The sequence below is a fragment of the Sinorhizobium sp. FG01 genome, from assembly GCF_002531875.1.
GTDB classification, from domain to species: domain Bacteria; phylum Pseudomonadota; class Alphaproteobacteria; order Rhizobiales; family Rhizobiaceae; genus Sinorhizobium; species Sinorhizobium fredii_C.
Genome location: NZ_NWTB01000005.1, coordinates 13,060 through 26,062 on the forward strand (window position 1 = coordinate 13,060; position 13,003 = coordinate 26,062).

The 13,003-nt window shown below is 64.9% G+C and carries 11 protein-coding genes; 5 read left to right on the forward strand and 6 right to left on the reverse strand.

The genetic code is table 11. The features are described 5' to 3' along the window. Nucleotides 1-7 precede the first annotated feature (7 nt). The 3 genes from CO656_RS08185 to recF form a co-directional block, all read right to left on the reverse strand. A complete protein-coding gene (locus CO656_RS08185; protein ID WP_179864730.1) occupies nucleotides 8-478 on the reverse strand; it encodes a GNAT family N-acetyltransferase in 471 nt (156 codons plus the stop codon). An 8-nt stretch (nucleotides 479-486) separates the two neighbouring features. Then, nucleotides 487-1,248, reverse strand: coding sequence for a molybdopterin-synthase adenylyltransferase MoeB (moeB, locus tag CO656_RS08190; protein WP_097525418.1), 762 nt, complete (start codon nucleotides 1,246-1,248; stop codon nucleotides 487-489). A 61-nt stretch (nucleotides 1,249-1,309) separates the two neighbouring features. Then, entirely contained in the window at nucleotides 1,310-2,434 is a 1,125-nt protein-coding gene (gene recF, locus CO656_RS08195; RefSeq protein WP_097525419.1) for a DNA replication/repair protein RecF, read from the reverse strand. Nucleotides 2,435-2,649: 215 nt separating this feature from the next. On the opposite strand from recF, the gene CO656_RS08200 reads away from it, so the two are divergent. From CO656_RS08200 to CO656_RS08215, 4 genes are all read left to right on the forward strand, one after another. Continuing rightward, nucleotides 2,650-3,294 (forward strand): DUF47 domain-containing protein, encoded by a 645-nt coding sequence (locus CO656_RS08200; RefSeq protein WP_037422571.1) that lies wholly within the window; start codon nucleotides 2,650-2,652, stop codon nucleotides 3,292-3,294. Continuing rightward, nucleotides 3,294-4,298 (forward strand): inorganic phosphate transporter, encoded by a 1,005-nt coding sequence (locus CO656_RS08205; protein WP_037422568.1) that lies wholly within the window; start codon nucleotides 3,294-3,296, stop codon nucleotides 4,296-4,298. Before CO656_RS08200 ends, CO656_RS08205 begins: the two co-directional genes overlap by 1 nt. 139 nt (nucleotides 4,299-4,437) lie before the next feature. Beyond that, nucleotides 4,438-5,073 carry a DUF1326 domain-containing protein gene (locus CO656_RS08210; RefSeq protein ID WP_097525420.1) on the forward strand — a complete coding sequence of 212 codons (636 nt, stop codon included), beginning with the start codon at nucleotides 4,438-4,440 and terminating at the stop codon, nucleotides 5,071-5,073. A 4-nt stretch (nucleotides 5,074-5,077) separates the two neighbouring features. Continuing rightward, nucleotides 5,078-5,977, forward strand: coding sequence for a DUF2182 domain-containing protein (locus CO656_RS08215; RefSeq protein WP_097525421.1), 900 nt, complete (start codon nucleotides 5,078-5,080; stop codon nucleotides 5,975-5,977). A gap of 169 nt (nucleotides 5,978-6,146) precedes the next feature. Here the strand turns inward: CO656_RS08215 and dnaJ are convergent, their stop codons facing one another. The 3 genes from dnaJ to CO656_RS08230 form a co-directional block, all read right to left on the reverse strand. After that, a complete protein-coding gene (gene dnaJ, locus CO656_RS08220) occupies nucleotides 6,147-7,286 on the reverse strand; it encodes a molecular chaperone DnaJ (RefSeq protein WP_037422559.1) in 1,140 nt (379 codons plus the stop codon). A 288-nt stretch (nucleotides 7,287-7,574) separates the two neighbouring features. Then, nucleotides 7,575-9,500: a molecular chaperone DnaK gene (gene dnaK / locus CO656_RS08225; protein WP_064241760.1), complete on the reverse strand. Its 1,926-nt coding sequence runs from the start codon at nucleotides 9,498-9,500 to the stop codon at nucleotides 7,575-7,577. A gap of 264 nt (nucleotides 9,501-9,764) precedes the next feature. Continuing rightward, a complete protein-coding gene (locus CO656_RS08230; protein ID WP_097525422.1) occupies nucleotides 9,765-11,987 on the reverse strand; it encodes a transglycosylase domain-containing protein in 2,223 nt (740 codons plus the stop codon). 316 nt (nucleotides 11,988-12,303) lie between these two features. On the opposite strand from CO656_RS08230, the gene CO656_RS08235 reads away from it, so the two are divergent. Next, complete coding sequence (locus CO656_RS08235) at nucleotides 12,304-12,780, forward strand: pyrimidine dimer DNA glycosylase/endonuclease V (protein WP_097525423.1); 477 nt, start codon at nucleotides 12,304-12,306, stop codon at nucleotides 12,778-12,780. Nucleotides 12,781-13,003 lie beyond the last annotated feature (223 nt).

A 13,003-nucleotide genomic window follows, 5' to 3' on the forward strand; every position in this document is an offset into this window, starting at 1 on the left:
GCCGCCCTTATCGCAGCATCTTCCGCATCTCGATCGATGTCGGGCGGGTGAAGCCCGGATGGGCGGAGCGGCCGGTCTCGACGAAGCCCCAGGCCGCGAAGGTGGCGTGATTTTCGGTGAGTTCGATCCGCGTCTGGAGCCTCAGCGCCGGCAGTCCGAGGCTTCGGGCGGTCTCCTCCGCGGCGGTAAGCAGCTGTCGGCCGAGACCTTTGCCCTGATGGCCGGGATCGATGGCGAGCTTGCCGATATAGAGGCAGTCCGGTTCGGGCTTCAAGAACACGCAGCCAAGAAGATCGGCGCCGTTGGCGACGACGAAACCGACCTCGTCCCTCGATTTTTGGCGCAGGGACTCGACCGTCAGCGCATGGGCGGAGGAGGGCGGGTCGATCCGCCCGTCCATGGAGGCAAAGGATTTCAGGATCAGCGCCAGGAGCTCATCGTAGCGATCGAAGCCCGGGTCGAGGCGGAGCGTTTCCATTCCGTCGCTCAAGCCCGGCCGCGCCGGTAGCGGATCGTGTTGAAAGTGGCGGCGAGGCCGTCATAGAGCAGCAGCCGGCCGATAAGCGGCTCGCCGATGCCGGTGATGAGCTTGATCGCTTCCATCGCCTGAAGCGTGCCGATGACGCCGGTCAGCGCTCCGACCACGCCGGCTTCGGCGCAGGCCGGCACCGCGCCCGGCGGAGGCGGCGTCGGGAAGAGATCGCGATAAGACGGATTGGGGTGCCCGCCGGCATCCGCCTCGTAAGGCTTCAACACGGTGACGGAACCGTCGAACCGCCCGACCGCGCCGGTGACGAGCGGAAGGCGCGCCGCCTCCGCCGCATCGGCCGCGAGGTAGCGCGTATCGAAATTGTCCGAACCGTCGACGACGAGGTCGTATTGCTGGAAGATCGCCTCTGCATTTTCGGATGCGAGGCGCAACGCGTGCGGCGCGACTTCCACATGCGGGTTGAGATTGGCAATTGCGGCGGCGGCGCTTTCGACCTTCGGCCGGCCGACATCGCCGGTGGCGTGGATGACCTGGCGCTGCAGGTTGGACAGCGACACGGCGTCATCGTCGACGATGCCGAGCCGGCCGACGCCAGCCGCGGCGAGATATTGCAGCACCGGGGCGCCGAGCCCGCCGGCGCCGATGACCAGCACGCGCGCGGCCTTCAGCTTCTGCTGTCCGGCGCCGCCGATCTCAGGGAGCACGATATGGCGCGCGTAACGGTCGATTTCCGATGAGTCGAGTGCTGCTGCGGTCATGTCCGTCTCCGTGGATGCCTGTCGGCGCCTTTTTTAAAGCACGCCATGGAGCAGGCGGATGTCACTCCGAAACGCGGCCGTTTGCAACCGTCAGATGGCAGGCCCGTCCGCCGAGCGCCTCGAACATCGCCCGGTCCGTCCCGGTCATGAAGGCCTGACCGCCGAGCTCGTCGACGCGGTCGAAGAGAGCCGCCCGCCGCCCCTGATCGAGATGGGCGGCGATCTCGTCGAGCAGCAGCACCGGCGCGTGCCCGGTCATGTCGCCGACGAGCCGCGCATGGGCGAGCACGAGCCCGACGAGCAGCGCCTTCTGCTCGCCGGTCGAGCAGCGTTCTGCCTCCATGTCCTTTTCCCGGTGGCGAATCAGGAGATCGCTGCGGTGCGGCCCTTCGAGCGTTCGCCCCGCCGCCGCATCGCGGATGCGGCCGTCGCTGAGCATCGAGAGATAGCGTTCTTCGAGGTCGTAGGCGGGCAGGCCGTGACAATCGTCGAGAAAGCCGGCAAGCGAAAGACCGGCGGACGGGAAGCTGCCGCCGCCTTGGCTGCGTTCCACAAGTGCCGTCAAAAGCCCAAGCATTTCCAGCCGCGCAAGCGCCATCGAGACGCCCAAGCCCGCCATTTCGCGCTCGATCGCGGTCAGCCAGGCGGGATCCGGCCGGAATTCCGAGAGCAGCCGGTTGCGGCTGCGCATCGCTCGGTCGAACTCGCTGGCGCGCCGGCCATGCTCGGGATCGAGCGACAGCACCAGCCGGTCGAGAAACCGCCGCCGATCCGAGGATGGACCGGTGAACAGCCCGTCCATCGCCGGCGTCAGCCACAACACGCGCAGATGGTCGGTGAGTTCGTCGACGGTGCGGGCCGGCGTGCCGTTGAGCCTCAGGCGGCGCGACTGCCCTTCCTCCGCACCCGCCGTGCCCGTGCCGATCTCCACCGGCCCGTCCATGCCCTCGACCGCCGCGAAAACCGAAAAACCGTCCGCCGCGCCCACCCGGGCGACATCCGCATAAGCCGCGCGACGCAGCCCCCGCCCCGGCGAGAGAAAGGAGATCGCCTCCATAAGGTTGGTCTTGCCCGCGCCGTTCTCGCCGGTCAGCACCACATGGCGCTGGTCGAGCTCGAGCGACAGCGCCGCGTAGTTGCGAAAATCACTGAGTTTCAGGCGGCTGAGATAGACCTTATGGGGCATTGCGGGTCCGCGTTCGACGTGCCTGTCAGGTAGGACGAAAGCCCGGCCGAGGCAAGCCGAAAGGCTCTCGCCCGAGGCGTGGACCGGTCACGTGGCCGGGCCCTGCGCCAAACCGCTGTGGGAAAGCCCCGTTTTTCCGCTGCTTCGGAACTTTTCACGGGCGTGCAGGTACAATATGACAGCGGCATGACAATCGACAACCGTATGGATCGCTGATGCTCGGCCTGTTTCGCAAGCTCCTCCCCCGTGAAGACCGGTTCTTCGATCTCTTCGAGCAGCACTCGCGCACCGTCTTGGAGGCGGCGGAGGCGCTGAAGGCGTTGCTCGCCGGCGGACCGGACATCGAACGTCATTGCGACCGCATCGTCCAGCTCGAGGACGAGGCCGACGGGATCACCCGGGAGGTCCTGCTCGCTGTGCGCCGCAGCTTCATCACACCCTTCGACCGCGGCGACATCAAGGATCTCATCCAGTCGATGGACGATGCGATCGACATGATGCACAAGACGGTGAAGACCATCCGGCTCTACGAGCAGCAGAGCTTCGATCCCGGCATGCAGGCGATGGGCGCCGCAGTCGTCGAGGCTGCCCACCTTGTCGCCGAGGCCATTCCGCTCCTCAACCGGATCGGCGTCAATGCGCATCGCCTGAGCACGATCGCAGAAGAGGTCACCCGCGTCGAAGGCCGTTCCGACGAGCTGCATGAGCAGGGCCTGAAGGACCTCTTCAAGCGCCATGGCAGCACCAATCCCATGGCCTATATCATCGGCAGCGAAATCTTTGGCGAGCTGGAGAAGGTCGTCGACCGCTTCGAGGATGTTGCCAACGAGATCAGCGGCATCGTGATCGAGAACGTCTGATGGACGCCACACTCGCCTTCCCGCTGCTTGTGGGCCTCATCGGAGTCGCCCTGTTCTTCGACTTTCTGAACGGATTGCACGATGCGGCGAATTCGATCGCAACGATCGTGTCGACGCGGGTGCTGCGGCCGCAATATGCCGTCATGTGGGCGGCATTCTTCAACTTCATCGCCTTTTTGTTTTTCGGCCTGCACGTGGCCGAGACGCTCGGGAAGGGGATCATCAATCCCGGCATCGTTACGCCGCAGGTCATCTTTGCGGCATTGATCGGCGCCATCGCCTGGAACATCCTGACATGGGTCTTCGGCATCCCATCGAGTTCCTCGCATGCCCTCGTCGGCGGCCTTGTCGGCGCGGGCCTCGCAAAGGCCGGCTTCAGCTCCATCGTCTGGTCCGGCCTCCTGAAGACCGCCGGCGCCATCGTCATGTCGCCCGGCATCGGCTTCGTGCTCGCTCTCCTGCTGGTGCTGATCGTCTCCTGGCTGTTCGTGCGCCAGACGCCGTTTGCCGTCGACAGCACGTTCCGCGGCCTGCAATTCGTTTCGGCCTCGCTCTATTCGCTCGGCCATGGCGGCAATGATGCCCAGAAGACGATGGGCATCATCGCCGTGCTCCTGTTTTCGCAGGGCTATCTCGGGCCGGAATTCCATGTGCCCTTTTGGGTGGTCATCACCTGCCAGGCGGCGATCGCGCTCGGTACGCTGTTCGGCGGCTGGAGGATCGTCCACACCATGGGATCGAAGATCACAAAGCTCAATCCGATGCAGGGTTTCTGTGCCGAGACCGGTGGCGCCATCACGCTGTTTGCAGCGACCTGGCTCGGCATTCCGGTCTCGACAACGCACACGATCACCGGCGCCATCATCGGCGTCGGGTCGGCCCGGCGCGTCTCGGCCGTGCGCTGGGGGATTGCCGGAAACATCGTCGTCGCCTGGGTGATAACAATGCCCGCCGCCGCGCTGATTTCGGCCCTCTCCTATTACGCGGTCGACCTCGTCGGCTAGAGAGCGCGCGCAGCCGCCAGCACATGGACTGACCGACTCGCCCCGAAATGGTCGGCGCTCAGGGGCCGCCGCGACATTGGCAGTATTTCCGGCGGGGTGTATATATTCGTAGCCTGAGGAATTGTCTCTGGAGGGGACGATGACGGACGTCAAATGGACGATCAAGGGCCGCGAATTCATTCATTGCAATTGCGCCTATGGCTGCCCCTGCCAGTTCAATGCCCTGCCGACGCAAGGGCATTGCAGCGCCGTGGGGGTGATCGAGATCGAGGAAGGCCATCACGGCGATACGCGACTCGACGGCCTGAGGTGCGGGATGATCGTCGCCTGGCCGGGTGCCATCCACGAGGGCAGGGGCGAAGTCGTGCCGATCGTCGACGAGCGCGCCTCGGACGCCCAGCGCGAGGCGCTGCTGCGCATCATGAGCGGCCAGGACACCGAACCCGGTGCGACCTTCTTCCAGGTGTTCTCGACGACCTTCGAGACGTTCCACGATCCGGTCTTCGCGCCGATCGACTTCGAGGTCGACATCGAGAAGCGGACGGCGCGCGTCCGCGTACCGGGATGGATGGAGGCGCTCGGCGAGCCGATCCTCAATCCGGTGACCGGCGATTCGCATCGCGCCCGCCTCAACCTGCCGAACGGGTTCGAGTACGACACCTGCGAGATGGGGCGGGGCTGGGCCGACACGACCGGTGTCCTGCCGCTCTCGCTAGCGGACTCGCACGCCCATTTCGCCAGGATCCATATGACCGAACGCGGCGTGGTGCATTGACACCATGACCGACACCACGCTCGAAGCCCTGTTGCGCCGCGACCGGGCGATCGTCGCGGCGGCGATCGCCGCTCTGGCAGCGATCGCCTGGATCTACATCCTGTGGCTGGCCGCCGGGATGGACGGCATGCCGATGCCGGCGGCGGGTGGCGACGGAGCCATGCCCATGGAACCCGGCATGGACATGGATATGGACATGGACATGGGAGGCGGGACGAGCGCCGGTCCGCTCGACTCGGTGCTGGGGATGTCGCCACGTCCCTGGGGCACCGTCGAGGCCGGCATCACCTTGACCATGTGGGTGGTGATGATGGTCGGCATGATGCTTCCTTCGGCGTCGCCGATGATCCTTCTCTATGCCCGTGTCGGACGGCAGAGCCTACGCGACGGCAAGCCTTTCGCTTCGGCTGGCTACTTCACCGGCGGCTATCTCGCCGCCTGGGCCGGCTTTGCGCTGGTCGCTACGCTCGGGCAATGGCTGATCGAAGGCATCCTGCTGACCCCGGCGCTCGCAAGCGCCAGTCGTCTCTTTAGCGGCATTGTGCTGGTCGTCGCGGGCCTTTACCAATGGACGCCGCTCAAGGACGCCTGCCTGACCCAATGCCAGGCGCCGATCGTTTTCCTGCAGCGGCACGGCGGCTTCCGAAGCGATCCGGGCGGCGCCGTGAAGCTGGGCTTCCGCCACGGTCTCTATTGCGTCGGCTGCTGCTGGGCGCTGATGGGCCTCCTGTTCGTCGGCGGCGTCATGAATGTCTTATGGATCGCCGCGATCGCTGTCTTCGTGCTGGCCGAAAAGCTGCTGCTGGCCGGGCGCATCCTGTCGCGGATTGCCGGTTCGGCGCTTGTGATCTCTGGTATCTGGCAATTGGCTGCGGTGCTGGGCTGGCCTGCCGCTGCCATGTGAGAGTGGGTGTGTGTTGTGTGTGGCGCCCCTCATCCCGCTGCCGCGACCTTCTCCCATTTTGATGGGGAGAAGGGGTAAACCGCGCCCTCCAGTCCCCTCTCCCCGTCATGACGGGAGAGGGCTAGTCCCCGGGTTAAACCCGAGGAGAGGGGCAAATGTGAGAGGCGAACTAATCGCTCAGCGTATCGAAGAAATCCTTCATGCGAGAGAAGAAGCCCGCCGATTGCGGATTATTTTCCTTCGACGAGATCTGCTCGAACTCCTGCAGCAATTCGCGCTGGCGCTTGGTGAGCTTCTGCGGCGTCTCGATCTGGATCTGGATATAAAGGTCGCCCGTCTGGTTGGAGCGCAGCACCGGCATGCCCTTGCCCTTCAGGCGGAACTGCTTGCCGGCCTGGGTTCCCTCCGGCACGGTGACGCGCGATTTCGTGCCGTCGAGAGTGGTGACGTCGAACTTGCCGCCGAGGGCGGCCGTCGTCATCGAGATCGGCACGCTGCAGTAGAGATCCGCCCCGTCCCGTTGATAGAACTCATGCGGCTTGACCGACAGGAAAATATAGAGGTCGCCGGACGGGCCGCCGCGCAGGCCGGCTTCGCCCTCGCCGGAAAGGCGGATGCGGGTGCCGTCCTCGATGCCGGTCGGAATGTTGACCGACAGCGTGCGCTCCTCGGTGACCCGGCCCTGGCCATGGCATTTCGTGCAGGGATCGGTGATCGTCTGGCCGCGGCCGCCGCAGGTCGGGCAGGTGCGTTCGATCGAGAAGAAGCCCTGGGCGGCGCGGATGCGGCCTGAGCCCTGACAAGTGGCGCAGGTCTTCGGGCTGGTGCCCGGCTTCGCACCGGAACCGGTGCAGACGTCGCAGGTGACCGAAGTCGGCACGCGGATCTGCGCCGTCTTGCCGGAAAACGCCTCCTCGAGGGTGATCTCCATATTGTAGCGGAGATCGGCACCGCGTTCGCGGCCTCCTGAAGAGCGACGCTGCCGGCCACCCATCATCTCGCCGAAGATGTCTTCGAAAATGTCCGAGAAGCCGCCGGCGCCGCCGCCGGCAAAGCCATTGCCGAATCCGGCTCCCATGCCCCCCTGCTCGAAGGCGGCGTGGCCGTATCGGTCGTAGGCGGCCCGCTTCTGCGGGTCCTTCAGCGTCTCATAGGCCTCGTTGATTTCCTTGAAGGATTTTTCCGCTTCCTGGTCCCCGGGATTGCGGTCCGGGTGATATTTCATCGCCAGTTTACGGAAAGCGCTTTTCAGCTCCTTCTCGTCCGCGTTTTTTTGAACGCCAAGCGTTTCGTAAAGATCACGTTTCATGCTTCAACGGTTGTCCAGTTGACAAGGCTTGCCAGCGCGAAGGGTCCGACCCTGATTATCTTGCCACAGGATTTAGTAAACCTTGAAGCGCGATACCATAGCCCAAACGTCGTCCGCGTGGTTTTTTGACGGGAATAATGGTGTTCCCGCACCATTTCCCGTCCTTATCGCCTCGTGATGCCTTCGCCTACCCGCCTCATCGGCCGGCTTTTCATGTCACGGCGAGGTCTCGGTATACAGAAAAGCCCGGGATCGCTCCCGGGCCCTGTTCGTCCGAGGACGCGAACCTTATGCCGACCGCTTGCGGTCGTCCTCGTCCTTGACTTCCTCGTAATCGGCATCGACGACATCGTCGCCGTCGCGCTTGGCGTCGGCGGCCGCATCCGCGTGCGCCGCTTCGGCCTGCTGGGCTTCATAGATCGCCTGGCCGAGCTTCATGGAGACTTCCATGAGCGTGTTGGTCTTCGCCTTGATGTCCTCGGCGTCCGGCTCGGACGCTTCGACGGCGGTCTTCAGCGCCGCGATCGCGTCGCTGATCGCCTTGCGATCCGTCTCCGAAACCTTGTCGCCATATTCCTTCAGCGACTTCTCGGAAGAATGGATCAGGCTTTCGGCCTGGTTCTTGGCTTCGACCGCTTCGCGGCGCTTCTTGTCGGCCTCGGCATTGGCCTCGGCGTCCTTGACCATCTTCTCAATGTCGGCGTCGGAAAGGCCGCCCGAGGCCTGGATGCGGATCTGGTGCTCCTTGCCGGTGCCCTTGTCCTTGGCCGAAACCTGGACGATGCCGTTGGCGTCGATGTCGAAGGTCACTTCGATCTGCGGCATGCCGCGCGGTGCCGGCGGAATGCCGACGAGGTCGAACTGGCCGAGCAGCTTGTTGTCGGCCGCCATCTCACGCTCGCCCTGCGAGACGCGGATCGTCACGGCGGACTGGTTGTCGTCGGCGGTCGAGAAGACCTGGCTCTTCTTGGTCGGGATCGTCGTGTTGCGCTCGATCAGGCGGGTGAAGACGCCGCCGAGCGTTTCGATGCCGAGCGACAGCGGCGTCACGTCGAGGAGCAGCACGTCCTTGACGTCGCCCTGCAGCACGCCGGCCTGGATGGCAGCGCCCATGGCGACCACCTCATCCGGGTTGACGCCCTTGTGCGGCTCCTTGCCGAAGAGCTGCTTCACGGTTTCCTGGACCTTCGGCATGCGGGTCATGCCGCCGACGAGAACGACTTCGTCGATCTCGGCAGCCGACACACCGGCATCCTTGAGGGCCGCCTTGCACGGCGCGATGGTCTTCTGGATCAGGTCCTCGACCAGGCTCTCGAACTTGGAGCGCGACAGCTTCATCGTCAGGTGCTTCGGACCGGACGCATCGGCGGTGATGAACGGCAGGTTGATCTCGGTCTGCTGCGAGGACGACAGCTCGATCTTCGCCTTTTCGGCAGCTTCCTTGAGGCGCTGCAGTGCGAGCTTGTCGTTCTTGAGGTCGATGCCCTGTTCCTTCTTGAACTCGGCAGCCAGGTACTCGACGAGACGCATGTCGAAGTCTTCACCGCCGAGGAAGGTGTCGCCGTTGGTGGACTTCACCTCGAAGACGCCGTCGCCGATTTCAAGCACGGAAATATCGAAGGTGCCGCCGCCGAGGTCGTAGACGGCGATCGTCTTGCCTTCCTTCTTGTCGAGGCCGTAGGCGAGTGCTGCCGCGGTCGGCTCGTTGATGATGCGCAGCACGTCGAGGCCGGCGATCTTGCCGGCGTCCTTGGTGGCCTGGCGCTGGGCGTCGTTGAAATAGGCCGGGACGGTGATGACGGCCTTCTCGACCTTCTCGCCAAGATAGGATTCGGCGGTTTCCTTCATCTTCTGAAGGATCATCGCGGAGATCTGCGACGGGGAATAGCTCTTGCCGTGCGCCTCGACCCAGGCGTCGCCATTGTCGGCCTTGACGATCTTGTAGGGGACCATCCCCTTGTCCTTCTGGGTGGTCGGATCCTCGAAGGTGCGGCCGATCAGGCGCTTGATCGCAAAAAGGGTGTTTTCGGGGTTGGTGACCGCCTGGCGCTTGGCCGGCTGGCCGACGAGACGTTCGCCGTCGTCGGAAAAAGCCACCATAGACGGGGTTGTGCGTGCGCCTTCGGCGTTTTCGATTACCTTCGCGTCCTTGCCGTCCATCACGGCGACGCAGGAGTTGGTCGTTCCGAGGTCGATACCAATAACTTTAGCCATGTCGTTCTCTCCTTGCAGCGGACTGTCGGAACCCGGTCAGGCATTCATGGGACAGCCCCTAACGGGATGGTCATTTGCATTTCATCGCAGCCGCGGCTGCGCCGATGCGGCGTATATAAGGACCGGCGTTTCGGACTGCAAGGCATTCTGCGGGCGGATCAGGGGCAAAAGCAAGCCGCCTCTCCGCGGTCCTGAACAGGGCACCGGCGCGCGCGATAGGTGCGCCAGCGATCCGTCAGGCTGGCCTTGCGGTGTGCGCCGCGCTCAACCCCCGGTCAGGAGCTCGAAAAGCGTGGTACGCCGGGTCGCGCCGGTCGTCTCTCCGACGCCTGCCGGCGGGATGGGGCCGCCCGCCGGCTCTTCCATCGGGCGGGACTGATCGGCGGCGACTGCACCGTCCATTGTCGCTGGCCGTTCCGGAAAGGCTGCGGGATCACCAAAGCGGTCAGGCAGGGCCTCGCCGCCGGCGACGGGGCCGGTCTCGTCGAAGACCGGCTGGACACCGGTCGTGCCGAACAGCGGCGAAGGCGAAAGTCCCTGATGGGCGGCGACCATGAAATCGTGCCAGGCCTTGGCCGGCAGCCCGCCGCCGGTCACCTTCTTCATCGACTTGCCGTCGTCATTGCCGAACCAGACGCCGGTGGTCAAATTCGACGTATAGCCGACGAAGAGCGCGTCGCGGAAGGATTGCGTCGTGCCGGTCTTGCCGGCCGCCTCCCAGTCGGGCAGCCGCGCCTTCTTGCCGGTGCCGTCGGTCAGCACCCGCACCATCATCCGGTTCATCTCGCTGACGATCGCCGGGTCGAGCACGCGCGGCGGGTTGTCATAGGTGTTTTCGTAGAGCACCGTGCCGTCGGCGGTGGAGATGCGGCGGATGACATGCGGGGTCGCCTTGAAGCCGCCATTCATGAAGGGTGCGTAGGAGGAAGTGAGCTCGACGAGCGTGACCTCGGACGTGCCAAGCGCGATCGATGCATTGGCTTGCATTTCGGAATCGATCCCGAGGCGATGCGCGAGCTTGACGACGTTCGGCGGTCCCACCTCCATGACGAGCTGGGCGGCGATGGTGTTCAGCGAATTGGCCAGCGCATCGGCAAGGGTCACCTCGCCGCGATATTTCTGGTCGTAGTTCTCCGGCGTCCAATTGCCGATCCTGACCGGCGCGTCGTTCCTGACCGACATGGGGCTGCGGCCGATTTCGAGCGCCGCCGCATAGACGAAGGGCTTGAAGGCCGAGCCCGGCTGGCGCTTGGCCTTGGAAGCCCGGTCGAACTGGCTCTCCGCATAGTCCCGGCCACCGACCAGCGCCCGGATCGCGCCGGTGCCGTCGATCGACACGAGTGCCGCCTGCGAGGCGTTGAGCTTGCCGCCCTCCCCGTCGAGGGTGGCGGCGATCACCTCCTCGGCCTTCTTCTCGAGCGTCAGATCGATGGTGGTATCGACGATCAGGTCCTGCTTGATCTCGCCGATCATGCCGGGAAGCTGGTCCATCACCATGTCGGCGACATAATGCTCGGCGCCCGACCAGAAGCTCTTCGCCCGGGTCGGCGTCTGCGACATCGCCGTCTTGATCTCGGCATCGCTGATGAAGCCTTCCTCGCGCATGGCGCCGAGCACCACCTGGGCGCGCGCTTCGGCGGCTTGAGGGTCGCGCGCCGGCGAAAGCCGCGACGGCGCCTTCAAGAGGCCGGCCAGCACCGCCGCCTCGCCGAGATTGACGTCGCGCGCCGACTTGTTGAAGTAGCGCCGCGACGCTGCCTCGACGCCATAGGCGTTGGAGCCGAAGAAGACGCGGTTGAGATACATCGCCAGGATCTGGTCCTTGGTGTATTTCTGCTCCAGCCAGAAGGCGAGCAGCACCTCCTGCACCTTTCGCTCGAGCGTCCGCTCCGGCGAGAGGAACAGGTTCTTGGCAAGCTGCTGCGTCAGCGTCGAGCCGCCTTGAACCATGCGGCCGCTCGTCAGATTGGTCAGCATGGCGCGCGCCAGCCCGAGCGGGTCGACGCCGAAATGCGAATAGAAGCGGCGGTCCTCGATGGCGATCACCGCCTGCGGGATGTAAGGCGACATGTCCTCGAGCGCCAGCGCCTCGCCGCCGGTGGCGCCGCGATTGGCGACGATGTCGCCGTTGACGGCAAGGATCTTGACGTTCGGCGGCCGTTCCGGGATCGACCAGCTCGTCGCGCTCGGCATGCGCGCGCCGTAATAGAGCACCAGCCCGCCGACGCCGATCGCCCCCCAGATGCCGAGCACGACGCACCAATAGGCAAGCCGCCGCAGCGGGGCGAAAAAGCCGCCGCCGGACCCGCCGCCGCGGCTGCGCCGGCTGCGCGTTTCGCGGCCGCCCTTGCCGCTCGGCCGTGCACGCGTGGCCTTGCGTCCGCTGCCGCTGACGCGATCGCTCGCATCGACCCGCAGATCGTCGTCGTCATCGTAGTCGCCGCCGAAGGAAGGCTCGATCCGCTGCCCTGAGTTTCTGCTCGCCATGCCGGAAGGATTGTCCCCTGAAGCCGAACCGGTTGATCGTCGCTCCAGGCGACACCGGCGGCGCGATTGTCGTGCGGCGCCGGTCCTGCCGCTCCGCTCCATGCCGATCCCTCGACTGTAAATGCGGCAATTTAAGGGGGAGTTAAGAATTGACGCTGGGAAAAACCCAACGCCTTCAAAACCTTGGCGGCGCCGGCCGCGCTTCCTGCCATTGGCAATGCCGCTGCGGCGGCCTTGTGCCCGACAGGCATAACACTAGATATGGAATGCGAGGACCGGCCGCGGCCCGGCGTTCCAGGAAAACGGATCGGCGCCAGTGACCAGAATAAACTGCATTCCACCTTCGGAACTGAGTGGCCCGCATCTGCTCGCCGAATATCGCGAACTGCCGCGCGTCTTTGCGCTCGTGCGGGCGGCCATCGCGCGCGGCGAGACCCCGGGCGATCCACGAAATCCGCCCGCCTATACGCTCGGCAAGGGCCATGTCCGGTTCTTCTACAGCCGGCTTTCCTACCTCGCCAAGCGGCAGGCGAGCCTGATCGCGGAAATGCAGCGGCGTGGCTATCGGCCGACCTATCGCGAGGCCGAAGACCTGCTCAGCGGTTTCCCCTCGGAATGGTGCAATGACTGGAATCCGACCTCCGAGGCCATGACAGTCAATCGCGAGCGTATCCGGGAGCGGCTGGCTGGAACAGCGCGCCGAGACGCCGGTCACGCGGCCGATGATTCGCCCGCCTTGCATTCACTGCAATGCTGCGATGCAACATTGTCGCTATTAAATCAGCCGGAATGACTTATGATCATCCTCATCGAAGCGCTGCACCTCCTCCCGCGGCGCCCGATGCGGGTCGGTTTCACTCCTCCTCCCAGGAACCGGCCAAGTTTGAAAGACCCCGACGCCACCTCCTCCCGGCTCGGGGTCTTTTTCTGTCAACGCACCCGCTTCTCGCAGCGACTGTGGCGCGCGCCCCGAGAAAGTCGTGGTTTAAGCTGCTGGACGCGTGTATCGACGAGCC